Annotated in this window: 24 protein-coding genes; 20 read left to right on the plus strand and 4 right to left on the minus strand. The window is 67.0% G+C overall.

Annotated features, from left to right (window positions below; genetic code table 11):
* Position 1 precedes the first annotated feature (1 nt).
* The 5 genes from DQ353_RS14115 (at position 2) to DQ353_RS14135 (ending at position 3,712) form a co-directional block, all read left to right on the plus strand.
* Positions 2-943: an FAD:protein FMN transferase gene (locus tag DQ353_RS14115; RefSeq protein WP_113763373.1), complete on the plus strand. Its 942-nt coding sequence runs from the start codon at positions 2-4 to the stop codon at positions 941-943.
* Positions 936-1,493: a ferric reductase-like transmembrane domain-containing protein gene (locus DQ353_RS14120; protein WP_113763374.1), complete on the plus strand. Its 558-nt coding sequence runs from the start codon at positions 936-938 to the stop codon at positions 1,491-1,493. The genes DQ353_RS14115 and DQ353_RS14120 overlap by 8 nt, the downstream gene beginning before the upstream one ends.
* A complete protein-coding gene (locus DQ353_RS14125; protein ID WP_286166826.1) occupies positions 1,490-2,743 on the plus strand; it encodes an NADH-ubiquinone oxidoreductase-F iron-sulfur binding region domain-containing protein in 1,254 nt (417 codons plus the stop codon). Before DQ353_RS14120 ends, DQ353_RS14125 begins: the two co-directional genes overlap by 4 nt.
* Positions 2,740-2,976 carry a ferredoxin gene (locus tag DQ353_RS14130; RefSeq protein ID WP_113763375.1) on the plus strand — a complete coding sequence of 79 codons (237 nt, stop codon included), beginning with the start codon at positions 2,740-2,742 and terminating at the stop codon, positions 2,974-2,976. The genes DQ353_RS14125 and DQ353_RS14130 overlap by 4 nt, the downstream gene beginning before the upstream one ends.
* A 304-nt stretch (positions 2,977-3,280) precedes the next feature.
* Positions 3,281-3,712 carry a universal stress protein gene (locus DQ353_RS14135; protein WP_286166827.1) on the plus strand — a complete coding sequence of 144 codons (432 nt, stop codon included), beginning with the start codon at positions 3,281-3,283 and terminating at the stop codon, positions 3,710-3,712.
* A 163-nt stretch (positions 3,713-3,875) separates the two neighbouring features.
* Here the strand turns inward: DQ353_RS14135 and pta are convergent, their stop codons facing one another.
* Positions 3,876-6,020: a phosphate acetyltransferase gene (pta, locus tag DQ353_RS14140; protein ID WP_113763377.1), complete on the minus strand. Its 2,145-nt coding sequence runs from the start codon at positions 6,018-6,020 to the stop codon at positions 3,876-3,878.
* A 374-nt stretch (positions 6,021-6,394) separates the two neighbouring features.
* Between pta and DQ353_RS14145 the strand changes: the two genes are divergently transcribed.
* The 7 genes from DQ353_RS14145 (at position 6,395) to DQ353_RS14175 (ending at position 13,061) form a co-directional block, all read left to right on the plus strand.
* Complete coding sequence (locus tag DQ353_RS14145) at positions 6,395-7,144, plus strand: CPBP family intramembrane glutamic endopeptidase (protein WP_113763378.1); 750 nt, start codon at positions 6,395-6,397, stop codon at positions 7,142-7,144.
* Between the two features lie 619 nt (positions 7,145-7,763).
* Positions 7,764-9,188, plus strand: coding sequence for a DUF4389 domain-containing protein (locus DQ353_RS14150; RefSeq protein ID WP_286166828.1), 1,425 nt, complete (start codon positions 7,764-7,766; stop codon positions 9,186-9,188).
* A gap of 215 nt (positions 9,189-9,403) precedes the next feature.
* Positions 9,404-9,799 carry a hypothetical protein gene (locus tag DQ353_RS14155; RefSeq protein ID WP_181578406.1) on the plus strand — a complete coding sequence of 132 codons (396 nt, stop codon included), beginning with the start codon at positions 9,404-9,406 and terminating at the stop codon, positions 9,797-9,799.
* A 37-nt stretch (positions 9,800-9,836) separates the two neighbouring features.
* Positions 9,837-10,379: a flavodoxin family protein gene (locus DQ353_RS14160; protein ID WP_113763380.1), complete on the plus strand. Its 543-nt coding sequence runs from the start codon at positions 9,837-9,839 to the stop codon at positions 10,377-10,379.
* 80 nt (positions 10,380-10,459) lie between these two features.
* On the plus strand, positions 10,460-10,840 hold the full coding sequence (locus DQ353_RS14165; RefSeq protein ID WP_113763381.1) for a hypothetical protein: 381 nt from the start codon (positions 10,460-10,462) through the stop codon (positions 10,838-10,840).
* A gap of 181 nt (positions 10,841-11,021) precedes the next feature.
* Positions 11,022-11,882, plus strand: a complete 861-nt coding sequence (rarD, locus tag DQ353_RS14170) for an EamA family transporter RarD (RefSeq protein WP_113763382.1) — start codon at positions 11,022-11,024, stop codon at positions 11,880-11,882.
* Positions 11,883-11,948: 66 nt separating this feature from the next.
* Positions 11,949-13,061, plus strand: coding sequence for a YihY/virulence factor BrkB family protein (locus tag DQ353_RS14175; RefSeq protein ID WP_113763383.1), 1,113 nt, complete (start codon positions 11,949-11,951; stop codon positions 13,059-13,061).
* A 10-nt stretch (positions 13,062-13,071) separates the two neighbouring features.
* On the opposite strand, the gene DQ353_RS14180 is transcribed toward DQ353_RS14175, so the two are convergent.
* On the minus strand, positions 13,072-14,562 hold the full coding sequence (locus tag DQ353_RS14180) for a TIGR01777 family oxidoreductase (protein WP_113763405.1): 1,491 nt from the start codon (positions 14,560-14,562) through the stop codon (positions 13,072-13,074).
* Between the two features lie 153 nt (positions 14,563-14,715).
* Here DQ353_RS14180 and DQ353_RS21725 point away from each other — a divergent pair, with 153 nt between their 5' ends.
* Positions 14,716-14,904, plus strand: coding sequence for a hypothetical protein (locus tag DQ353_RS21725; protein WP_220094019.1), 189 nt, complete (start codon positions 14,716-14,718; stop codon positions 14,902-14,904).
* 21 nt (positions 14,905-14,925) lie between these two features.
* On the opposite strand, the gene DQ353_RS14185 is transcribed toward DQ353_RS21725, so the two are convergent.
* Positions 14,926-16,674, minus strand: coding sequence for a hypothetical protein (locus DQ353_RS14185; protein ID WP_113763384.1), 1,749 nt, complete (start codon positions 16,672-16,674; stop codon positions 14,926-14,928).
* 91 nt (positions 16,675-16,765) lie between these two features.
* Positions 16,766-17,497, minus strand: coding sequence for a M50 family metallopeptidase (locus DQ353_RS14190; protein WP_113763385.1), 732 nt, complete (start codon positions 17,495-17,497; stop codon positions 16,766-16,768).
* Positions 17,498-17,648: 151 nt separating this feature from the next.
* On the opposite strand from DQ353_RS14190, the gene DQ353_RS14195 reads away from it, so the two are divergent.
* From DQ353_RS14195 to glsA, 7 genes are all read left to right on the plus strand, one after another.
* Complete coding sequence (locus DQ353_RS14195) at positions 17,649-17,990, plus strand: hypothetical protein (protein WP_113763386.1); 342 nt, start codon at positions 17,649-17,651, stop codon at positions 17,988-17,990.
* 73 nt (positions 17,991-18,063) lie between these two features.
* A complete protein-coding gene (locus DQ353_RS14200; RefSeq protein WP_113763387.1) occupies positions 18,064-18,708 on the plus strand; it encodes a DUF305 domain-containing protein in 645 nt (214 codons plus the stop codon).
* Between the two features lie 14 nt (positions 18,709-18,722).
* Entirely contained in the window at positions 18,723-19,325 is a 603-nt protein-coding gene (locus DQ353_RS14205; RefSeq protein WP_113763388.1) for a thioredoxin-like domain-containing protein, read from the plus strand.
* 34 nt (positions 19,326-19,359) lie between these two features.
* Positions 19,360-19,656, plus strand: coding sequence for a hypothetical protein (locus tag DQ353_RS14210; RefSeq protein ID WP_113763389.1), 297 nt, complete (start codon positions 19,360-19,362; stop codon positions 19,654-19,656).
* 93 nt (positions 19,657-19,749) lie between these two features.
* Positions 19,750-21,321, plus strand: coding sequence for an AMP-binding protein (locus DQ353_RS14215; RefSeq protein ID WP_113763390.1), 1,572 nt, complete (start codon positions 19,750-19,752; stop codon positions 21,319-21,321).
* An 84-nt stretch (positions 21,322-21,405) separates the two neighbouring features.
* The gene (locus tag DQ353_RS14220; RefSeq protein ID WP_146755257.1) at positions 21,406-22,107 is read left to right on the plus strand and encodes an SGNH/GDSL hydrolase family protein; all 702 of its coding nucleotides are present in this window, start codon (positions 21,406-21,408) and stop codon (positions 22,105-22,107) included.
* Between the two features lie 5 nt (positions 22,108-22,112).
* On the plus strand, positions 22,113-23,900 hold the full coding sequence (glsA, locus tag DQ353_RS14225; protein WP_113763392.1) for a glutaminase A: 1,788 nt from the start codon (positions 22,113-22,115) through the stop codon (positions 23,898-23,900).
* The last annotated feature ends 241 nt before the right edge of the window (positions 23,901-24,141 follow it).

Here is a 24,141-nt window from a genome sequence, read left to right on the forward strand (position 1 = left end):
CATGGGCGTCACCGCTTCCTGGCCGGTCTGGGGGCTTGAAGCCTCCATCGCGGTCGAGGATCCCGGCGTGGCTTCCGACGCCGAGCGCCTGGTGCGCGGGGTAGTCGCGCAAATCGACGACGCCTGCAGCCGCTTCCGGCCGGACTCGGAGTTGATGCGCCTGCAGCCTGAGCTGGACTCCGGGGCGGAAGCCAGCCCCCTGCTGGCCGCATTGGTTCGAAGCGCCCTGGATGCCGCCCGCTGGACCGACGGCGATGTGGATCCCACGCTCGGCAAGGACATGGAATCACTGGGTTACGACCGTGACATTGCCCGGGTGCGGCTCGGTTCCTCCGGCGCCGTTGCCACCCTGTCCCTGCCACAACGTCGGACACCGGGCTGGCAGCAGGTGGACCTGGAGGGACGGAAACTGACTGTTCCCCGGAATCTGCGGCTCGACCTTGGCGCCACGGCCAAGGCCGTCGCCGCCGACCGCGCCGCGTCCCTGGTCTTCGACGAGATGGGCTGCGGGATCCTGGTTTCCCTGGGCGGGGACATCGCCACGGCCGGGCCCGAACCGGAGGGCCGGTGGCAGGTCCTGGTGCAGGATCTGCCCACGGACCCGTGTCAACAAGTGACCCTGGGTGCCGGGCGGGCCATGGCGACCTCGAGCACCCAGAAGCGCCGTTGGAAGCACGACGGCCACGACATGCACCACATCCTGGACCCCCGGTTCGGGCTTCCGGCCGAACCCGTCTGGCGCTCAGTCACCGTGGCCGCATCCACCTGCCTGCTGGCCAACGCGTACAGCACCGCGGGCATCGTGCGCGGCTTCGGGGCCGTTGCATGGTTTGAGCGCGAGGGAATCGCCGGGCGCCTTGTCGACCGGCAGGGCAGGATCGTTGCCACCGGCGGCTGGCCCGGGGACGAGGACATGTTGACCGGAGTGGATTCACGTGGATAGCGCGCTCTGGGCCCTGGGCCGGGCCAGCGGAATCGTCTCGCTGGCGATGTTCACCGTTACCGTGTTGTTGGGCATCGTGAACCGCTCGGGCAGGCCGTTGCCGGCCGTCCCGAGGTTCTCCGTGGCGTTGATCCACCGCAACATCTCCCTGCTGGCCACGCTGTTCCTGCTGATGCACATTGGATCGCTGATGCTGGACTCGTACGCGAAGCTCAACCTGGTCGACGTGTTCGTTCCCTTCCTCGGATCCTTCAAGCCGTTCTGGCAGGGGCTCGGGACGGTGGCGTTCGACCTGCTGGTGGCCATGGTGCTCACCGGGCTGCTGCGCCACCGGCTGGGCCAGCGGACGTTTCGCGCCGTCCACTGGTTCGCCTACGCGATGTGGCCGATCGCCCTGGCGCACTCCATCGGCAACGGCACCAACGGAACCGAAAGGTGGTTCCTGGCCCTTGCCGCTGGCTCCTTCGTCGCGGTGGGCGGCGCATTGGCCTGGCGCCTGTCCTTGAACTTCCTGGAAAATGCCAAAACCCGACAAAGGAGCCTGTCATGACGCACATGACTTCGCAGATGCCCGTGCCGGCCCAGCACCTCGTCCCCTCGGGGAACAACCGGCTTTTCGCCGCCGGATCCCGTGCAACGTTGGCCTGCCACGAGCAGGCCTACGGCCCGCTGCCGTTGCACGGCATCGATGGGAACTTCGTCGGCGTACTGGAACAATCCGGGCTGACCGGCCGGGGCGGTGCCGCATTCGCTTCGTGGCGCAAGTTCTCCGCAACGGGGCAGGGGCGCCGCGGGGCGTTGCTGCAAGGCAGGCCGGTGGTCATCGCCAACGGCGCCGAGGGGGAACCGCTGAGCTTCAAGGACAAGACGCTCCTGATCCATGCGCCGCACCTGGTGCTCGACGGGCTTCTGGTGGCGGCCCGGTCCGTGTCCGCTTCGTCGCTCTACGTCTACACCACGGCCGTGGCCATGCCCGCCGTGGAGGCAGCCATCGCCGAGCGCCTCGACGCCCGTCGCATCCAGGTCATCGAAGCGCCTGAAACCTTTGTCTCCGGTCAGGCCAGCGCGGTGGTCAACGCGATTGGCGGCGGAAACGCGCTGCCGCTGGACAACCGCCGCCGGCTCAGCGAGTCGGGGCTCAAGGGGCGGCCGACGCTTGTGCTGAATGTGGAGACCCTCGCCCACGTGGCGCTCATCGCCCGCTACGGTGCCCACTGGTTCCGTTCTGCAGGATCGGACCGGGACCCCGGCACGCGGCTGGTTTCCGTGTCCGGCCGGGGTGCCGACCAGATCCTGGAAGTCGCAGGCGATGAGGGACTCGGCTCCGTCCTGGCCCATGCCGGCATCGACCTCCCGGGTGTGCAGGCGGTGTTGGTCGGCGGCTACCACGGGCGCTGGGTGAAACCTCTGGACTACCGGTTGACGCCGTCGGGCCAGGCAGGCCAAAGCGTCCGCCCCGGGGCCGGTGTGCTGCATGTGCTTTCCACCGGGCAGTGCGGATTGGAGGCAACCGCCTGGATCGTCGAGTACCTGGCCGGGCAATCCGCCAAGCAATGCGGACCGTGCATGTTCGGCCTGCCGGCCATGTCCAAGGTCCTGGCTGCGATTGCCGGCGGTGACCGCGATCCGCAGCTTGTCGGCGAACTGGAACGGCTGGGCAATCTCGTTGCCCGCAGGGGTGCCTGCCACCATCCGGACGGGACCCTGCAACTGATCCACAGTGCCTTGGAAATATTCGCCGAGGATGTCAGGGCACATCTCACCGGGAACTGCACACGAATGAGCGGAAGGCCGTCATGAGCGAAACACTCCACATCAACTGGACAAGGTGTGACGGCCGGGGGCTTTGCACCGAGCTATTGCCCGCGGTGCTGGGGCGAGACGACTGGGGATACCCCGTGATCAGGCACCCCGGGAACGGCGACGGTACGAACGCGGCCATCGGGCCAGACGATGCACGGGCCGCACGGGATGCGGTCAAGCTGTGTCCGAAGCTTGCCCTGTCGTTGCAGGCCTGGGCGGAAATCCAATAGTCCCACCACGAGGGTGCTGCCATGCAGCAGAACCGCGGCCGGAATCGGTCGGGCACCTCGCACCGGTTCCATCCAGCGCACGGCGCCGACTCGACCGATTCCGGCCGCGAATCCCGGTGGGATGCCCGGAGGCACGGCAGGAGTCCCTGATACCGGCGGTGCCCTGGCTTGCCTCGTCACGGACCCAGGCCCTTGCCGAAGGCCAAATCCGTTGCATGCATCCATAGTGTTCCAACGGCGCGGGGAGTAACTTGGAATGCACATCTCGTTAGCATTGGAGACTCTCATGGGACATGGATCCAACATGAACAAGATCATTGTGGGCGTCGACGGCTCGGAGGCATCCCTCGAAGCATTGAGGCGGGCCAACGATTTGGCCGGGGCCTTGAACGCCCAGGTCGAGGCGATCGGTTGCTGGGACTACCCGCGCATGTACGACGGCTACATGATAGCGGGGCTCGAGGGCTTCCAGGAGGGCGCCGAGAAGGTACTCAACGACGCGGTCAAGAACGTCTTCGGATCCGATGCCCCCGGCAATCTCAAGGTCAGCTTGCTGCGGGGTGATCCCCGGTCCCTGCTCATCAAGGCCAGCGAGAATGCCGACCTGCTCGTAGTCGGACGGCGGGGCCACGGAAGCTTCACCGGCATGCTGATCGGCTCGGTCAGTTCCTCGTGCATTGCGCACGCCAAGTGCCCCGTCTTGGTCGCCCATGCGCCGGAAGATGTTGGCGTTTGACCACGGCCTGGGGAAATCCGGTTGACGCACGCCACGGCAACCCCGAGGTCCCATGGGTCGGTCCAATCTCCTGTGGCGCCGCTGCCCCTCCCCCACACGGGTCGGCTCGGGAACGCACCGTGGGCATCGGGCGCGGCACCACCTTTGAACAGGATTCGGACGTTCACCGGGGAGGTGGCTGCCGGTGTTGGTTTCCGTGGGTATCCGCTCCGCTGCCGCGCACCGCGCCCTCTTTGGCCGTGGACTGGGCCTGTACCGCCGTGATGGCAACGGTGTTGACGATGTCCTCGACCGTTGAGCCCCGGGACAGGTCGTTGATGGGCCGGCGCAAGCCCTGCAGGATCGGGCCCACCGCAACGGCGCCCGAGGACTGCTCAACGGCCTTGTAGGTGTTGTTGCCCGTGTTGAGGTCGGGGAAGACAAAAACGGTGGCCTGGCCGGCCACCGCCGACGCGGGCAGCTTGAGCGCCGCAATGGAGGCATCCACGGCGGCGTCGTACTGGATCGGCCCCTCGACGGCCAGATCCGGGCGGGCGGCCCTGACCAGCTCGGTGGCCCGGCGCACCTTGTCCACGGCGCTTCCCGTGCTTGAAACCCCGGTGGCATAGGAGAGCATCGCGACCCGGGGCTCCACGCCGAATGCTGCTGCGGTGTCGGCCGAGGCCAAGGCGATGTCGGCCAGCTGCCGGGCATCGGGTTCGGGGTTCACCGCGCAGTCCCCGTAGACCCGGACGCGGTCGGGAAAGAGCATGAAGAACACCGATGACACCGTTCCTGCGCCCTCCCGCGCCTTGACGAATTCCAAGGCAGGACGGATGGTGTCCGCGGTGGTGTGGGCGGCGCCGGAGACCATGCCGTCCGCGAGACCCAGCTGGACCATCATGGTGCCGAAGTAGGCCCCCTCCAACATGATCTCCCGGGCGCGGGCCAGCACCATCCCCCGGTGCGCGCGCAAACGCTGGTATTCACGGGCGAACCGTTCCCTCAGTTCCGAGGTCGCCGGATCAACCAGGGCCAGTCCGTCCAGGCCAATGCCGGCGCTGGCGGCCAGCACCCGGATGTCGGCCTCGTTGCCCAGGATCGTCAGGTCGCAGACGTCCCTGCGGTGCAGGATCTCGGCGGCGCGAAGCACCCGAAGGTCTTGCCCCTCCGGGAGGACGATCCGTCGTCGCGGACTTCTGGCGCGTTCGACGAGTTCATGCAGGAAGCGCAGCGGTGTGGTGGTGGCGGGGCGCGGGAGGGCCAGGCGTGCCAACATCTCGGTCTCGTCGACGTTGCGGGCCCAGGCGCCGAGTGCGGCGGCCACCTTGCGCTTTTGGCCGGCATGGATTTCGCTTCTGACCCCCGCCACCAGGTGGGCAGCGGAATACGTGTCCTGCTCGCTGGCAAGGACGGGAAACGGCGCCCGGGCGAGGAACTTGAGTACCTCGGGCCCCGGAACAAGCCCGTCGGTCAGGATCATCCCGCTGGGGACGGGGAACTCGAGGGAGAACGCCGAGGCCAAGCTGGCGACCATCACATCGACCCGGTCCCCCGGCACGATCACCAGATCGCCCGCGCCCAGGACCTGCAGGAAGGTCCCCACCGTCATGGCGGCCACCTTCACCGCGTGGACATCGCGGTCCAGCTCGGTGCTGCCTGCCACCTGCCGCAACGCCAAGGCGGCGGCAACGTCGCCCATCGTCGGCCGGGATATCTCCGGGATCTCGGGGATCACATATACGGGCCAGCCGCTTTTTCCTGGCCGGATGGCAGCCTTCGTCCGGGCCGCCTCGTCGGATTCGGCCCGATTGACCAGCACGGCCAGGAGCGAACAATGCGCCGCCGCAAGCTCCTTGCGCGCCATGTCGACGGCGTCCGCGGTGTCTTCCGGGCCAAGGCCCGCGGCACCGACAACAGCCAGGACCGGCAGCCCCAGGCTGTTGGCCAGACGTGCATTGAGGCCGAACTCAACCGCGGCATCGCGGCCGCGGAGATCCGAACCCTCGACCACCAGGACATCGCATTGCTTGGCCATTTCGCTGTAGAGGGCTATGGTTTCGGCTTCGATTTCCTCGCTGCGCCCCGCAGCCAGCAGTCCCCTGGCCTTGCCGAGAGTCATGCCGCCCCGGCACAGAGACGGATCAACGTTGTATAGTTCCCGCAGCGTCAGGAGCATCGGGTCCAACTCCGGATCCGTGCCGCCAACGATCGGCCTGAAAAAGCCGATCGTGTCGGCATTACGGTGCAGGGCATCAACCAGGCCCAGTGACACCAGGTTCTTGCCTGATCCCGGGGCCGAAGCACAGACGTAGATTCCCCTGCCCAATATGAACACCCTTGCCTTCAGGACTTGGTTTCGCGCGGCAGGGGGCCTCTGCCATAGGCAGGGACACTCTCCGCCGCCCGTCACCCCACGGCAGTCACGGCATGGCCGAAACTGTCTTCTCAGGATGCCCGCAAACCTGTCCATCGACCAGTGGCCTAAGTCCCTGGTCAACGGCATGGCGAAACAAGCCTCCGGCGAGAATTGTCATCGGGGCCGGGGCAACGCTTTCTTCCCGATCAACGGTGGATCGTTGGTGGTTCCATATTTGCTATCCAGTTCTTTGCCGCTGGCCCGAACAGTGAAAACCCTCAAGTCCGTGAATCCGACGTAGTCTGGCCGACACCCGCACCCGCGGTTACCCTCGGAGGATTCGCATGAGCAAGCTGCAGGACACCAAACCCCTCGGGCACGCGCTGATCTGGGTTGCGGTCTACATCGTCGTGGTCAACATCGGCGATTTCCTCGGAGAAGAAATCGGCTTCCCCGGGCTCACCAGCCTCGCGCTCCTGGCCTTGTCGATTGTGCTGGTCTTCTACCTACGGATTGGCGGGCGGCTCGCGTTCTACGGCATTCGTCCCCCGTTACCCGGCACACCGCCGTCGGCCCTTTTCTATGTTCCCCTCTTCGCGATCACCTTCCTGCAGTATGCCAAGGGATTTGCTTCCGACCTTGACCTGCGAAGCATCGTTTACGCGCTGGTTCTGGTAGCAGGAGTCGGATTCATCGAGGAACTATTGTTCCGGGGCTTCTTGCTCCAGGCGCTGCGCGCACGCGCCAGCGTCACGCGCGCGATCGTCATCTCCGGTGTGACCTTCGGTATCGGACACATCGTCAATCTCATGCGCGGGTATTCGCTCACCGAGCAGGTCCTGCAGCTGGTCGCTGCGGTGCTCATCGGCATCGCGCTGGCCTATGGTGCGGTGCTCACCGGTAGCATCCTGCCCGGTGTCGCCTTCCACGCACTGTTCAACCTGAGCGGCACGCTCACCAAACACTCCGTGCTGTGGGATTCCGTGACCGTGGGAATCATCGCCGCCGCAATGGTTCCCTACATCCTGTTCCTCCGGAACCGCCTGGCCAAGGTAGGGCCTGCGGTCGGCATCCCAGCCTCCCCTATGGCGTGAGCCAGGGAAACGCCAGATGCCCGGGCCGCGCCCGGTTCCCAAAGCCTCAGCATTCCGCATGCCCGACAACCGGTGGCCATGACTTGTTTCCGGCACAGGCGACGAGGGCAGATCAGGGCAATGAGGAAATCCCCGAAATCGCAGTCCTCCGGAGAAGAAGGCATCGGGCCACCTGCGGCCTGAGATGGTGGTTGCACCGGTCACAACCAACGGTACAGCTGAAGGACGATGGACCCGGCCGTGCTCCGAATTCGCTGCGGCTCAAAGTCTCCAAGCCGCAGCAGCCCACAGCGGGCCCAAGTCCTCGTGCGGCCGGAGTGCGAGCAAGGCGCTAAAGTCCACCTCGGCTTGAAGCACTTCCATGATGTCGCAGGCATCCGGACATGTTCCAAGACCAAGGCCGCAACCTCCTGAAGAATCCCACCGTGGCATTTGGGACCTTGGCCCCTTCTGCCCAAGGCTGCCACCCGGCACGCTGGGACCCATGACACAGGAACCAGGAACCCCACCTGCAGGAAATCCGGGGCCTGCGTCCAGGCAGCCGTCGCCCCGGGGCAACGGAACGCTGGGTGCGTTGCTTCTTGCATTCGGAATCCTCCTTACCCTTGTTGGCGGCGCGGTGCTGACCGGGGGCATCTTCGCCGCCAGCGCCAACCAGTTCCGTGACGGCGAAGGGTTCTTCTCGGTGCCGACGGAGACCTTCAGCACCCCGGGCTACGCCTTGACGTCCCCACCCGCGGAGGTGTCAGGCACTGCTCCGGCAGCACGGAGCTTGCCCTTCGACCTTGCAACCCTGCGATTGGGCGCCAAATCGACCGATTCCGATATCTTCATCGGTATTGCCCCCATGGCCGACATCGACCGCTACCTCGCGGGGGTCAAGCACGCCGAAATAAGCAGCGTCAGCTACCACCCCTTCGCCGTCCAGTACCTGGATTCCGCCGGCACCCGGACTCCCGCGCCACCGGTGAAACAGCAATTCTGGACGGCGTCGGCCACTGGCCCGGGTTTGCAGGAGATCCAGTGGAACCTTGCTCCGGGGCAATGGGGCGTTGTGGTGATGAATGCTGATGGCACGCCCGGCGTCACAACAGATCTTGCGGTCGGAGTGCGCAGCGATCTACTCGCTCCGATCGCCTCAACCCTGCTCATCGTGGGCGCGGTGCTGCTGGCCATTGGTGTTCCGATGCTCGTCATCGGTGCCGTCATCCTGGGGCGCCGCAACCCGGCCGCCAGCAACACGGCGCGTCCGGGGTCCTTCCCTGCGGTACCTTCGCCCGCGACCGCACAAGGGGTCCAGATGCAGGCGCCAAGCGGGGTCTACCCCGCGCACCTTTACGGCCGGCTTGACGGGAACCCCTCACGGGGGTTGTGGCTGGTGAAGTGGCTACTCGCCATCCCGCATTACGTGGTGCTGGCATTCCTCTGGCTCGCATTCGCCGTCACGACATTGATTGCGGGGTTCGCGATTCTCTTCACCGGAAGGTACCCACATGCGCTGTTTGGCTTCAATGTCGGGGTGTTGCGCTGGACCTGGCGCGTGGGTTTCTATTCGTATTCGGCCCTCGGCACCGACCAGTACCCGCCGTTCACCTTGGCCAGGGCCGACTACCCGGCCGACTTCGACATCGATTATCCGGAACGGCTCAATCGAGGGCTGGTCCTCGTCAAATGGTGGTTGTTGGCGATTCCGCACTACCTGATTCTTGGTGCGATCAGCGCCCCGGTCGCGGGCTGGAATTACGGCCGGAAGCACGGCTGGAATTACGGCTGGGATTACGGCTGGGACACCGAAACCGGCCGAAACGGCATTTCACTCATGGCCGCGTTGGTCGTCATTGCCGGCCTCGCATTGCTGTTCACCGCACGGTATCCCGTGGGGCTCTTCAACCTTGTGGTTGGCATCAACCGGTGGATCTTCCGCGTCATGACCTACGCCGCGCTGTTCCGCGACGAGTACCCGCCGTTCCGGCTCGACCAGGGACCTGACGAACCGGCCCTTGCCCTGCCCCACCCGCCCGGGGCGGAGAACCCGGCATCTTGAGGCCTTTTGCCGGGGCAACCGGGGTCTGCAGCCAGCCCGGGATTGCACCGCCGGCAGCCGCGGCGAGTGGGCCCCGATATGACCTTCGACCCTATCCCCGTTCGCAATTCGCAAGCACCATGGTGTACATGGCCAGGGACTTGGGGAAACAACCGGAATGGGGGCCGAAGGATCGAAATCGCGGTGGAGCCCGAAGGGGCGGTTACCTCGTCGCCGTGCTGGTTAATATCGTGTTGGTCCTGCTTGCCACCGGTTCGCCGGGCTGGCGGGCGCTGCCCTTCCTCACCGAGGAAACCCAACAGGTCATCGGTTTGGTGGTGGCCGCACTGATCGCCGGTGCGGTGGTGAACTTCATCAATTTGGCTCTTGACATCGTCTGGGTCAAGGCCGTGGGAGACATCGTCACCAGTGTCTTCGCGTTGGCCGTGCTGACCCGGCTGTGGAGGCTCTTTCCATTCGATTTCGGCAGCTCCGGCATCGACTGGGGCCTGGTGACACGTGTGTTGATCGTCGCGGCCATCGCCGGATGTGTCCTCGGTGTGCTCGCGGAAATCATTGTCCTCCTGCGCACCGCGGCGACCTCCGCTCCACAGCCTCGGCGCCAAAGATAGCCCCCCGTCCCCCATCCATCGATCAGGAGACGCAAAGATGCGCACAATCGTTGTTTACGAGTCCATGTACGGCAACACACGGCAAGTCGCCGAAGCCATTGCGCGGGGCATCGACCCGTCGGGAGGCGTGCGCGCCCTGCCGGTATCCAAGACCGGAGAGATCAACCCCGGGGAACTCGATCTGCTCGTCGTGGGTGGCCCCACACATGCGCATGGCATGAGCCGGGAATCGACGCGCAACGCGGCCCGGACTGCGGCAACCGGCCTCGCGGGTGATTTGCCGCTGGATCCGGACGCAACGGGGGAAGGAATCCGGGAATGGCTGGCTTCCTTTTCCGGTGTGGGAGGCAAGGCCGCGGCCTTTGACACGCGCTTCGACGCGACTGCCCTGCTGACCGGCCGGGCGTCCAAAGGCATATCGAGGTGGTTGCGGAAAGCGGGCTTCGAATTGGCGGCCGCGCCCGAGAGCTTCCTCGTTGACAAGGCTACCCATCTACTCGCGGGTGAAGAGCAACGGGCGCAGGCGTGGGGCGCGAGCTTGGGTGTGACACCTCCAGATGCATGGGGAGACAGCGCATGAACGGCGGTGTTGCCCGGACTGCACTCCTGGCGCTTCTGTCTTTTGGCTCATAGTCCGCCCTCGCGGGTGCCGTCCTGGCCATGGCATTCAATGGGGCCGGCGTGCCCCTGGAATATCTTCAGGGCAGTCCTTTCGGCTCTTTTCCGATTCCCGGGATCATCCTGGGAGGGATTGTCGGCGGCACCCAGATCATTGCGGCCGCGTCGCTGCTGGCACACCGTCCCGCATCCATGCTGTTGTCCGCCATTGCAGGATTCGGGATGCTCATCTGGGTGTTCGTCGAGCTGGCGATCATCTTGGCCTATTCGTTCCTGCAGACGCTCTATTTCGGACTCGGCGTACTCGAACTGGCTCTTGTATTGGTCCTGCTCGGAATAACACCAAGCTCAAGCTCCCCCTTGCATCGCTTGCTGGCAGAAGCTGGCTGCCATCCCCTGGAGGGTCGGCGAATTGCTCTTTGAGTCCTGCACCCTGAAGAGACAATGGAACGACGCTGACAACCCGACCCATGACACGTCAGATGTGAGCGGCCAGGTGCTCCACGGCCCGCAGCACCTGATACGTGTGCAAGCTCGAGGTCTAGCCAACGCCGGTGAATTATGATGGAGGAACAGTCAAAACCTCAAAGACGGAGCGTCGTCAGTGAATCGTGGCGTTCTTGCCTCCCTTGTTGCCTCGGCGTTGTTCGCCGCCATCTTCCTGATCTCCGGGTCGCTGAAGAACATCGGGCACACCGAGGTCTACGGCTGGCGGATCGTGCTGACCCTGGCGATCATCGCCCCGGTCTACGCGCTGGTCCCCTCCCGCCGCGCCCAGATGCTGACCCTGCTCGGGCGCATCAGGGCCCGACCCTCGCTGCTGTTCTTCGGGGTCCTCGCCAGCGCCTTGGTGGGCGTCCAGCTCTGGCTGTTCATGTATGCACCCATGAACGGGTACGCCCTGGCGACCTCGCTGGGCTATTTCCTGCTCCCGCTGGTCATGGTCGTGGTCGGGCGGGCGGCCTTCGCCGAGCGGCTCTCCCAAGGCCAGAAGATCGCGGTGGTGCTGGCGGCTCTCGGGGTGGCGCACCAGCTGGTCTTCGCCGGAGGGCTGGCCTGGCCCACGTTGCTGATCTGCCTGGGCTACCCCATCTACTTCGCCGCCAGGCGGCGGGCACGCTTCGAATCCAATGCCGCCTTCACCCTGGAAATCCTGCTGCTTACCCCGTTGGCGCTCTGGTTCATCCTTACCGGGGCGCGCGGGCCGGGGGCCGAACTGCTGCCGGTGCTCTCCATCGGCGTGCTGGGGGCAGTGGCCATGTTCCTCTATCTGGGCGCCGCCTCGCTGCTGTCCCTGTCGGTCTTCGGGCTGCTGAGCTACGTCGAACCGGTGCTGTTGCTGGTCGCCGCGGTGCTCATGGGCGAACAGCTCGTTGCCCGGGACGCCTTCACCTACGCACCGATCCTCCTCGCCCTGGTCCTGATGGCCGCCGACGGATTTCGCGCCTCGCGTTCCCTGCGCTGAGACGTCCAAGGCCGTAGGGTGGGAAAAAGACCAAGCCAAGCCTCCCGAAAGCCGGTGATTTCCCCAGTGGAGAAACCACAACACCACGATCTGACGTTACGCCGGGATTCCTGGCTCTATGCCGTGAAACGAACCGTGCGCGAGTTTTCCCGCGACGGGGCCACCGACCTGGCCGCCGCACTGACCTACTACGCGGTCCTGTCACTGGTGCCCGGGCTGCTGGCCATGCTCTCGCTGCTCTCCCTGGTCAGCGGCGGGGCCGAGGCCCGGGACTGGATGGTGAAGGCCATCGGCACGGTCAGCACACCCGAGATGGGAACGAGCGCCAAGGAGCTGCTGACGCAACTCGGCGAGCAGACCGGGGCCGGATGGACCTTGCTGCTCGGTTTGCTCGGTGCCCTGTGGTCGGCCTCCGCATATGTGGGGGCCTTCGGACGGGCGCTGAACCGCACCTACTCCACCGCCGAAGGGCGCCCAATGTGGAAGCTGCGGCCGCAGATGTACCTGCTGACCCTGGTGATCGTGGTCCTGGCGGTGCTCGCCCTGGCCCTGTTGGTGCTCTCCGGGCCGGTGGCCCGGGGCATCGGGGACGTGCTGGGCCTGGGCGAGGCGACGTTGCTGGCCTGGAACATCGCCAAGTGGCCGGTGCTGGTGTTGATCGCCGTGTTCATGGTTGCCCTGCTCTACCACTTCACCCCGAACATCCGGAAGCCAAGGTTCCGCTGGATCAGCGCCGGGTCCCTGGGTGCGCTTCTTGTGCTGGCCCTGACCACCGCGGGGTTCTTCTTCTACGTGTCGTGGTTCGGCACATACCAAAGCGCCTACGGTGCGCTGGCCGGGGTGATCATCCTGCTGCTGTGGATCTGGCTGGCGAACATCTCCTTGCTGCTGGGCTCGGAACTGGACGCCGAGCTGGAGCGCGCCCGGGAACTGCGCCAGGGCCTGGCCGTGGAAGACGAACTGGCGTTGCCGGCCCGCGACGACACCGGGATCGCCAAGGCGCGCCTGGCCATGCTCGATGACCAGCAGGATGCCCGGGCGCTGCGGATCAGGGCCGGCGGGGAGGCCCACCCCGACGTGGATCTTCCCGGGCCGCGCATCCCCTGGGGACTGCTGGCCGGGACCCTGGGCGCCGTGGGCGCGTACCTTGCCGGTCGGCGGCACGGCGCGGGCCGTTGAGGACCCCGTCTCAGGACCGGCCCAGCACGTGGCGCAGCGCCGATTCCAGGTCCGGCTGCCGGAACCGGTAGCCACTGGCCTCGATCTTTCCGCTGTCCACCAGCTGGTTGGCAAAGGCCAGCTCGGAGGCGCCCTCACGGCCCAGCAGCAGACGGGGCCCGAAGGCCGGGACCGGGACCCGGGCCGGGCGGCGCACCACCTTGCCCAGGACCCTGGCGTACTCGCCCCCCTGCACCGGGTTCGGTGCCACGGCATTGACCGGCCCGGACAAGGATTCGGTCAGCAGCGCGTGCGCGTAGATGCCCACCACGTCATCGAGCCCGATCCAGGACTGCCAGGCGTCCGCGCCCAGGGGCCCGCCCAGGCCCAGGGCGTAGAGCGGCAGCATTTGCGCCAGGATGCCTCCAGCCGGGGATTGCACCAGCCCGGTGCGCACATTGACCACCCGGATTCCGGCCGCTGCGGCCGGCGCGCAGGCTTCCTCCCAGTCCGTGCAGACCCCGGCGAGGAAGTCGGTGCCCGGTTTCGCGTCCTCGGCCAGCGGCACGGCCGGGGACGTGCCGTGCGGGTTCGCCCCGTAGATGCCGATGGCGGAAGCCACGATGAGGCTGCGCGGCCTCCCGTCGCCTGCCAGCGACGCCAGGGCACGGGCAAGCAGCCCGGTGCCCAGCACGCGCGAGGAGCGGATCGATTCCTTGGTTCCCCGCGTGAACCGGCCGCCAATACTGTGCCCGGCCAGGTTCACCACCGCGTCGACCCCGCGCAAATCCTCCGGGTCCAACACACCGTGCTTGGGATCCCAGAAGATCCCCTCCGTCCCGTCGGCGGCGCCCCGGTCGCCGACCAGCCGGATGACGCGGTGCCCTCCCCCGCCGAGCAGGGCGCAGAGCTGGGTGCCGATCATTCCGGAGGCCCCGGCCACGGCAATCACCAGGGGCCGGGCCTGGTGGCTGGCGTGGAAGGCCAAATCGGCCCGGAGCATCCGTTCGCGGTAGCGGAAGACCTGGATCAGCTCGTGCCTGAAGGCCTTCTCGGTGAGCCGGTGCGCCTGCCGCCACGGCAGCCGGTTGAGCACCGGCAGCTCGTACTCCACCACGTCGCGCATCACCGTGCCGCCGGTTGCCGAGGAGCCGTCGTCGGCAAAGAGATGCTGGTGTTCCCAGCGGGCCAACGGGCCCGATTCCATGATGTCGGTGAAGTCGTGCCCGGGATTCAGGGCGATGTGCTTGGCGTGCCACGGGATTTGTGCGCGCACCCAACCGGGAAGTCCCATGGTCCGGGCCCCGGTTGCGACGGCCGCGGCCAACGAGGTGCCCAGTGTTCCGGGAACCGAAATATCCATGACGGCGCGCGAGCCCACGGCCAGTCCCTTGTCGGGTTCCTGCCTGATGCTTCCGGTGAAGGGTGCCGCCAGCCGGGGCAGTGCCCCTGGGCGGGCGAACCAGTCGAACACCGTCTGGCGCGGGTAGGGCAGCTGCGTGGTGTATTCAAAGATTGCCATGGCCGTGCCCATCCTCTGTGTCGTGTTCCTTGCCCCTTCCACCCACACTAGGCGAAATCCCCCTCTTCGGTCAGGCCCCGCTCCGCGGCGGGGTTCCGGCGGCATCAAATTGTCGGAGCTGCGTGGTTTGCTGGTGGCATCGATCCATCGTCAATGGAGGTGAGCGAAGTGGACATTGGCATGCCGGCCTATCCAACCCTCATGGAGCTGCGCACCGCCGGGTGGACGCTGGAACAAATAGCGAGCACCTACGGGGTCGAGGAACCGGCGATCCAGGCCGTGCTCACCTGGCACTTCCTCCACGGGGCCCCGGCCGGCCGGAAACCGCCCGCCGGGACTTAGCGAGGCTTCCGGGCACCGGAATCAGATGTCGAAGGTGTCATGGGAGACGAGCTCGTGGAGTTCGATGCGCCCGTCGGGCAGCTTCCAGTAATGCACGCGCCGGGCCGCGGCCACCCCGATCTCCACGCTCATCCGCCAACAAGTCGCCCCGTCCGACTCCCGGATCTCCTGCGGGTCGTCCCCTCCGGGACCTGTCCGCTTGGGGTGCACTTCGCGCGCGGCCATCCTCTCCGCCCTCCCTGTCAGTAGCTGGGTCAAGGCCTTGAGGGTCTTGCCGCGCAGTGCGGCGCCGTGCGCGTAGAACGAGGCGGCGAACTTCGGGCCGACGATGAAGCCCGGGTCCCACGGATAGGCGGCCTTCTCGTTCGCCGGGACGCGTTGGGCCCATTCCAGGTACAGCTCGTGGCGCAATGCCTCCTCCGCGGTGGTGAACAGGTCCCGGGCGTCGACCGGTGCCGGCTCCACGGTGGTGCGCGCCTTTCGCCGGGCCATGCGGTGGTTCTGGTTCAGCGCCTCGGATTTGTTGTGCAGCAGGGTCCGCAGCTTGAGCGCCTCGGCACGGCACCGGCCCAGCTGTTCCAGGGCGGAGGCCAGCGCAGGTTCCGCGTTGCCGGCTTGCTGCTGGCGCAACGCCTTCACCTCGGACTTGAGCGCATCGATCTGCAGCAACGCCTGGCGCAGGGCCTCGCGCTGCCTTTCCGGCGTCGGAACCACCGGCGGGCCCGCCGTGGATTCGGCGGCCGGCGCTTCCCCGGGTTCCGGGACGTGGTCCCTGTCAACCACCAGCCACGGGGTTCCGCCGCGCACCAGTGCCGGGGCAACGGCCACCGGTTCGTTGTCATCGACATCCACCAGCACGAGCTTGCGCACCCCGGCGGCGTTGACCAGCCGCGCCGCAACGACCTGCCCCGGTGCCAGCAGCGAGTCGACGTCGTCCAGATCGTTGGAGGAGACATCGGCACGATGCACCGTGATGTTCTCCCCCGGCACTGGCACCAGCACCGCTGCCTCGTTCCCGGCCTCGAGCACCAGGCACGGGACGACCTGGTTCCAGGAGTAGTGCTGCAGCAGGCGCGGGTGCAGCAGGGATTCGCGGATCAACAGGTGCCCGGTGCCCGGTTCATGGGCGCCGGCGAGCCGGCTGCCGGTTTCCAGCATCCAGGCCAGCGGGGCATGCGGATAGATGTCCTCGCTGTGGATCTCGGTGCTCCCGCCGTTGTCCAGGGCAATGACGGCGGTGAAGCCATGGTTCCGGAATCCGGTGACCGTTCCGGCCACCAGCACCGCGTGGCTTCCGGTTCCGGTCGGAACGGGCCCCGGGGAACCCACGATGCGCACCGGGTCCGCGGCGTGCGTCCCGGGGCCGGGGGTCGGGGACGCGGAGATCACCAGGGTGCGGGGATCGGGCAGGAAGAGGACCTCGTCAATGAGCTCGTTGCTGATCCGCTCGATCGAGTCCCCGGCGCGCACCACGTGTGGCCGTCCGGGTGCAATGCCTTGGTTGCCGGGACCGGTGGGATAGACACGGGCCGCGGTGCCGAACACCTCCCACCCGTAGGGCAGGTGGTCGCGCAGCTCATAGGTCAGCCGGCCCGTGGGAACCACGATGACTTCGGCCCAGTCCTTGACTTCCTCGTAGACCGCCTGGGCATCGAAACCGGCCGCTTCCGCCCGTGCGCTGTGGGTGATGACAACCGAATGAAGTCGTCGCGGTTGCATGAGGTGAAGGGCGAGGTCTTCCCCGGAGCGCGTCCAGCGGTGGACTCCCATCTGGATTCCCCTCCCTGGCGTGGCCCGGCATCGTTCCCGTGTGCATCCAAACCTACCGGAGCCGCGCGCCGGGTGGATGGGCCGGTTTGTCTTAGGCCAGCATCGCCGCGATCATCCATCCGGAGAGCGCGACCGCGCCACCCACCACCACCGTGAAGCACATCAGCCAGAACCAGGCCGGCAGCCAGCTGCGCGTGGCCAGGATGTATGCGTCGGAGGAGGAAACCAGCTCGCGCCGGTGGGTATGGACGCCGATCACCTTGAACAGGTCGCGCACCGACCCGACCAGCAGCATCAGCCCCAGGCCAAGTACCACCCAGCCCATGGCCTTGGACGGGGTGTAGAGCACCAGCAGCTGGGCAGCCAGCGCGGAACACAACGCCACCGCAATGCCGGCCCAGTTGCGCAGGAACACCAGCGACCCCAGCAGCACCAGCGCCCCGATGGACAGTGCCGCGGAGGCATGGCCGAAGTACGTCGAGGCAACCAGGACCAGGCCGACCACGGCGGGTGCCGGGTAGCCCCAGAATCCGCTGAAGACCGCGGAGAACCCGGGCTTCCCGCTGCTGACCAGTTCCCCTGAATGGTCCAGCCGAATCTTCAGTCCATGGACAAACCGTCCGGTCAACAGCGCAGCAAAGGCGTGGCCCAATTCGTGCACGAAGGTCACATACAACCCGAAGATCCGCCAGGTGGCCCGCGGCACGGTCAGCAGCACGCACAACGCCAGCAGGCCGAGCACCGGCCAGGGCGCCAGCACCAACGGTTCGGTGCCGCCGAACCCGGCCAGCACCGCTTGCCACCACCGGTCAATAATTTCCATCCCCCAACACTATGTCGCGGTTCCCGTGCCGCTTGCATCCGGGCCGCCCGCGCCCGGGTCTCCGCACCGGGTTCACAGCCAATGCACATCTGGCATTTATATCGTTGATTCCTCAATCAACATCTGGTCCGCGATCCGAAGGGCGGCACACGTGAAGCGACTGCTGGGGCTGCTGATTGCCCTCTGCGTCCTGCTTCCGCTGTGCCACACCCTGGCACCGGCATCGGTGGCCCATTCGGCCGCGCACGCCGGAATCTCCGTGAGCGCCTCCCCCGCGGCCGGGGCCACCCATTGCCCGACGGATGCGCCGACCAAGCAGCACTGCGCACCGAGCGCGGATCCGCAGTTGAACATCGCCCAGATCGCCCCGCGCCCGGATGCCTCCGGGGCCTTCGGCGCGCTTCCGGCGGCCCTTGCGCCATCCTCCGTGGCTTCGCGGGCGCTGCAGGCACGCGCCCCGGATTTGCACGCGCTGTCCATTTCACGCACGTAGAACGCGGCCTTCTTCCTCCTGCCGTCAGCGCGCCGCCCTGCGGTGCACCGCATCTTTTCCCCTAGGACCATTCATGTCCGAACCCAAAACGTCCCGTGCCCTGGTCATTGCCGTGGTGGTGCTCATGCTCGCCATGGCCACCGGCGGCTGGATCCTGGGCTCCGCCAACCCACGCAGCGCCTTCCCCTCCGAAGCCTCCCCCGAGGCCGGCTTTGCCCGTGACATGCAGACGCACCACCACCAGGCCGTGCAACTGTCCATGATCATCCGGGAGCACTCCACCGATAAGGCGCTGCGCTCGATGGCCTACGACATCGCCTTGACCCAGCAACAGCAGTCCGGGCAGATGTACGCCTGGCTCGAGACCTGGGGGCTGCCGCAGACCGGCGAATCGATGACCTGGATGAGTGGCTTGCTTACCCGGGACGGCACCCATGCCGGGCACGGAACCGTTGCCCCCGGCCCGGCCCACACCATGGCCTCGATGGGCATGGCCAGTGCGGCCGACATCGACAAGCTCACCGCCGCGCGCGGCACCGAGGCCGACCGCCGGTTCCTGACCCTGATGATCGCCCACCACAAGGGCGGGGTCGAGATGGCGCAGGCCTACCTGCAACGCGGAAACGATCCGATGGTCACCGCGTTCGCCAACAAAATCGTCATGACCCAACAGGCCGAGATCTCGGCCCTGACCCAGCTGCTCGCGCAGCTGAGCTAAAGGATTCCTCTCCCATGAACAAGCGCCAAGAAGCCCAAGAAGTCCTTGCCAAGGCCCAGGCCAGCGAAAAACGCACCAAGGTCCTCACCGTTGCGTTGGTCGCCGCCGCCGCCCTGGCCATCATCGTTCCCACCGCAGTGGTGCTCACCAGCGCCGCCCACGAGAAATCGGCCGTCGCCGCGGCCGCCCCGATCGACGGTGTGAAGGACTACAAGGTCCCCTCGGCCAACCACGTCGACGCCAAGGTGGCCTACGCGCAGAAGCCCGGCGTCGGCGGGGACCACAACCCCGTCTGGCTCAACTGCGGCATCTATGAACAGCCGGTGCCGGAAAACAACGCCGTGCATTCCCTGGAGCACGGTGCGGTGTGGATCAGCTACGACGGGATTTCCGCCGCCGAGCTGGCCACGCTGAAGCAGGACGTGGGCGAAAAGACCTATATGCTCCTGTCCCCGTACCCGGACCAGGGCGCCAAGATCAAGCTCACCGCCTGGGGCGAGCAGCTCAGCGTGGATTCCGCCGACGACCCGCGCATCGCCGCGTTCGTCAAGAAGTTCCGCCAAGGTCCCCAGACCCCGGAGCCCGGCGCACCGTGCACCGGCGGCGTCGGCCTCTAAGCTTGAAGGAAAAGGAAAAGGAGAACACCGCACCATGTCACTGCTTCCCTCCGCACTTGCCGGAACCGGACTCATCGGCGGCTTCGCCACCGCCCGCACCACCAAGAACCGCCCCGCCGGCGGAGCCGTGCTCGCCATCGCGGGAACCGGCGCATTCCTGGCCTGGAAGGCCAACGTCGGGGCGCCCAGGGCCGCAGCGCTGACCGGGCTCTACCTGGCCGCCTTCGGCGCCTCGCACCCTCTGGCCAAGAAGATCGGTGCGTGGCCGGCGGTCAACGCCGTCACCACCGCGGTCGTGCTCGCTTCCCTGGTCGCGGGGCGCCGCAAGTAGTTTCACAATCAGTGGTTTTGCCTCCCCGCGCTGGTAGCTTTGGCGACGGGGAAGCAATCCCCGCCTCACCATCCAAGGCAGGTAACAGGTCCCATGCAGTCGTTCAATATCCCGGTACTCTCCACGCTGCCGTGGGATGTGCAACCGGCGGTGCTCCTGTGCGACAGGCACCCCGGCGACGCGGTCGCCTTCACCGTCATCGATGCGGACCTGGGTTCGGTGGACCTTGATTACGCGACGCTGAAGCTGCGCTCCGAGCAGGCCGCGGCGCTCCTTGCTTCCCGCGGCATCAATCCCGGGGACCGCGTGGCCACGCTGATGGGCAAGAGCGCCGAACTGCTCTACACGCTGCTGGGGCTGTGGCGGCTGGGCGCCGTGCACGTTCCGCTGTTCACCGCGTTCGCCACGCCCGCCATCGAGGTCCGGGTTGCCGGGGCCGATGCCAAGCTCATCGTCGCCGACGCCGCCCAGGCGCCCAAGCTCGCATCCTTGTCCTACCCGGTGCTGGGCACCGAGGAGCTGGTGGAGCTGCTCGAGGCGCAGCCATCCGGTTTCGCACCGGCGACCCGGTCGCTGGACGACCCGCTGGTGGAGATCTTCACCTCCGGCACCACCGGAACCCCCAAGGGGGTTGCCGTTCCGGTGCGCGCGCTGGAGGCCTTCGACATCTACTTCCGCTACGGCCTGGACGTCACGGCCGACGACGTCTTCTGGAACGTGGCCGATCCCGGCTGGGCCTACGGGCTGTACTACGGGATCCTCGCCCCGCTCTACGCCGGGAAGCGAAACCTGCTGCTGTCCACCGGGTTCAGCGCCGAGGCCTGCTGGGCAGTGCTGGAAAAATTCAACGTCACCAACTTCGCCGCCGCCCCCACCATCGTGCGCTCCCTGCGCGCCGCCAAGCCCGAGGGGGTTCCCGGGCTCACGCTCGCCAAGGCCTCCTCGGCCGGCGAACCGCTGGATGCCACCACCATCGCCTGGTCCCAGGCCGTGCTCGGGGTCACGGTGCGCGACCACTACGGGCAGACCGAGATGGGCATGTGCATCGTCAACGGCTGGGCCCCGGAGGTCATCGATACGGTCAAGGCCGGATCCATGGGTCGGCCCATGCCCGGGTACTCGGCCTGCGTGCTGCACCCGGACACCGACGAATGCGCGCCGGCCGGAACCCGCGGACGGGTCGCGCTGAACGTCGCCGGGTCCCCGATGCTCTGGTTCAACGGATACACCGGGGACCCGGCACGCACCGCCGAACGCTACTCCGCCGACGGACGCTGGTACCTCACCGGGGACGCCGGGACCATGGACGAAAACGGCTACATCTTCTTCTCCTCGCGCGACGACGACGTGATCATCATGGCCGGCTACCGGATCGGCCCGTTCGAGGTCGAGTCGGTGCTCGCCGAACACCCGCTGGTGCTTGAATCCGCTGTCATCGGCATCCCCGACGAGCTGCGCGGCGAGGTCCTGGTGGCCCACGTGGTGCTCAAGGACGGGGCCACCGGCAGCGAGCAGCTCACCGCCGAGCTGCAGTCCCTGGTCAAGACCCGCTACGCGGCCCACGCCTACCCGCGGAAGATCACCTACGTCGCCGAGCTGCCCAAGACCCCCTCGGGGAAGCTGCAGCGCTTCATCCTGCGCGAACGCGAATCGTTGCAGGATTGAGTCCGTCCCGCCCGTTCCCGTGCACGGTGCGCCCTTAGGCTTGAAGGTCAGGAAGGGGGCAATACCTTGGGAACCCGCAAACCCTTGCTCACACTCGCAATCGTGTCCGTCATTGCCGGCCTGCTCGGCTTCTCCGGCGGCCCGCGCGCCGATGAACCGGTGCCGCAGGCCTTCGCCCTGCCCGCCGGCGGGATCCAGGTGAGGTTCATGGTCGCCGGGGACTCGATCACCGCCGCCGGCAGCCACACGGTTGCCGACGGGCACGTCGGGGCGGCCTCCTGGATCAACTACGTGAACACGCCCGGGGCACCCCCGTCCCTGGCCTGGACCGGCGGGTGGGCCCTGGGCGGGGCCCAGACCGGGGACATGGCCGCGGCACTGCGCCACGGCAGCGCCGATGCCCTGGTGATCCTGGCCGGAACCAACGACCTGGCCCGCCACACCACACGCGAGCGGACCGCGGCGAACCTCATCCGGATCTCGCAAATCGTCCAGGCCCCCGTGGTCCTGCTCTCCAGCGTCCCGCCGCGCGACGACGCGGTGGACGCCACCGTGGACTACAACGGCTTCCTGCAATCCCTGGCCGCCGAGCGCGGGTGGATCTTCGTGGACGCCGCCGCCGGGCTGCGCAGCGACGCCAACACCTTCGCCGCCGGGCTCAGCGACGACGGGGTGCACCCCAACGTGGAAGGCGCCCGGATCCTGGGCGCGGCCATCGGCCAGTCGCTGGGCACGAAACCCGTCGTCGCAATCGCCGACACCTCGGGGGCCGAGCCCCTAGGCTAGGAGCCATGCGCTCCCCCATCGACAGCTACCTCGCCGACCTGCACGCCGACCTCCTTGGCCTTTCCTCCGGTGCCCCGTACCAGGGCATCCCGGCGATGAAGGATGCGGACAACACGAAGTTCGCCATCGCCATGGCCACCGTCGACGGGCACGTCTACCAGGTCGGGGACGCCGAGCTGGAATTCTCCATCCAGTCCATCTCCAAGCCCTTCTCCTACGCGCTGGCGCTGGATGACATCGGGCTGGACGCGGTGGATGAGAAGATCGACGTGGAACCCAGCGGCGACGCGTTCAACGAGATCTCCCTGTCCCGGGACACCGGGCGCCCGGCCAACGCCATGATCAATGCCGGGGCCATCGCCACGATCTCGCTCATCCGCGACGCCGACGCCCCGCGCTTCGAGCGCATCCTGGCGCACTTCTCCGCGGCGGCCGGGCGGCAGCTGGAACTGAGCGATTCGATCTACGCCTCCGAGGCACTGACCGGGCACCGCAACCGCGCCCTGGCCTATCTCTTGCGGTCCTTCGACATCATCGAGACCGACCCGACCTCGGTGCTGGAGGACTATTTCCGTGCCTGCTCGGTCATGGTCAACACCCGGGACCTGGCGCTGATGGCCGCGACCCTGGCCAACGGCGGCACCCATCCTTCCACCGGGGTGCAGGTCATGGGCAAGGAAGCCGTCCAGCGCACGCTCTCGGTCATGACCACCTGCGGGATGTACGACGATGCCGGGGCCTGGATCTCCGCGGTGGGGCTGCCGGCGAAATCCGGGGTCGGCGGCGGGCTGATCGCGGTGCTTCCGGGCCAGGTGGGCCTGGCCATCTACTCCCCGGCACTGGACCCGCATGGTTCCTCGGTGCGCGGGGTCGCGGCCAGCGAGCGCATCAGCGCCGACATGGGGCTGCACTTCGTGCGTGCCGCCCGCCTGGGCCGCTCGACGATCCGTGAGAACTACGACATCACCGAGGCCCCGTCCTACACCCGCCACAGCGATGCCGCAGCCCGGCTGCTGGCCGAGTACGGCAAGCGCGCACACGTGGTGGAGCTGGCCGGGGACCTGCTATTCGCCGGCACCGAGTCCATGGTGCGCGAGGTCAGCGGGCTTCAGCCTTCCGTGGAGCTGGTGATCCTGGACCTGCGCCGGGTCGACGAGATCGACAGGATCGCGGTGCAGATGATCCACCGGTTGGGCCGGGAGCTGGAGGCCGAGGGGCGCACCCTGGCACTGGTGCAGGAAAAAACCTTCGAGCCGCTGGCGTCCCTGCGCTGCTTTCCCAGCCGCAACGACGCGGTGGAGTGGGCCGAGACCACGTTGCTCCAACGCCACGGCAGCGAGGACCTGGTGCCCAGCGAGGTTGCGGTCTGCGACTTCGCGGCGCTGGACCCGCTGGACACCGCAGACATCGACCTGCTCGAATCCCTGATGGAAGAGAGCCGGATCGAAAACGGGCGGATCATCCGCCGCCCCGGCCAGGAGTTCGGCGGCGTGTACTTCATTCTCAGCGGCAAGGTCGTCACCTCGACCCTGCAAAACGGCAAGCCGGTGCGGCATGCCACGCTCTCGGCCGGCATGACCTTCGGGGAGATCGCGCTGGGCGGTGAAGGCGAGCAGACCACCCGGGTCACCGCGGTGGGCAGGCTGCACCTGAAGGTGCTCTCGGCCGCGTCCATCGCCCGGTTGGAGACCGACAACCCGGGTGCGGCGCTGCGCTTCTGGAAGGCCATTGCGCGCGATGCCTACACGCGGGTCGAAGCAAACATCAAGGACTCCAGCTATCCCCTGCACTGATCGCCTCGGCCTCCAGGACCGCGTCGCCCGCGCGGGCGGGTTCATGGCGTTCGGCGTGGAGCAGGGCAGATCGATCGGTGCGAGCCAACCCGCCGGCACGATCTAGGCTAGAGGCAATACCGTTTACTTAGACTTTTTAGGAACGCGTTTGAGGGGCCAACCAGACATCTTGCGTTTCACGACGCGGGGGTTGCTGCGCTGCCTTCGGGGCGGCAACAGTTCATGCAGGATTTCCCGACAG

Source organism: Arthrobacter sp. AQ5-05, from assembly GCF_003287975.1.
Lineage (GTDB): Bacteria > Actinomycetota > Actinomycetes > Actinomycetales > Micrococcaceae > Paeniglutamicibacter.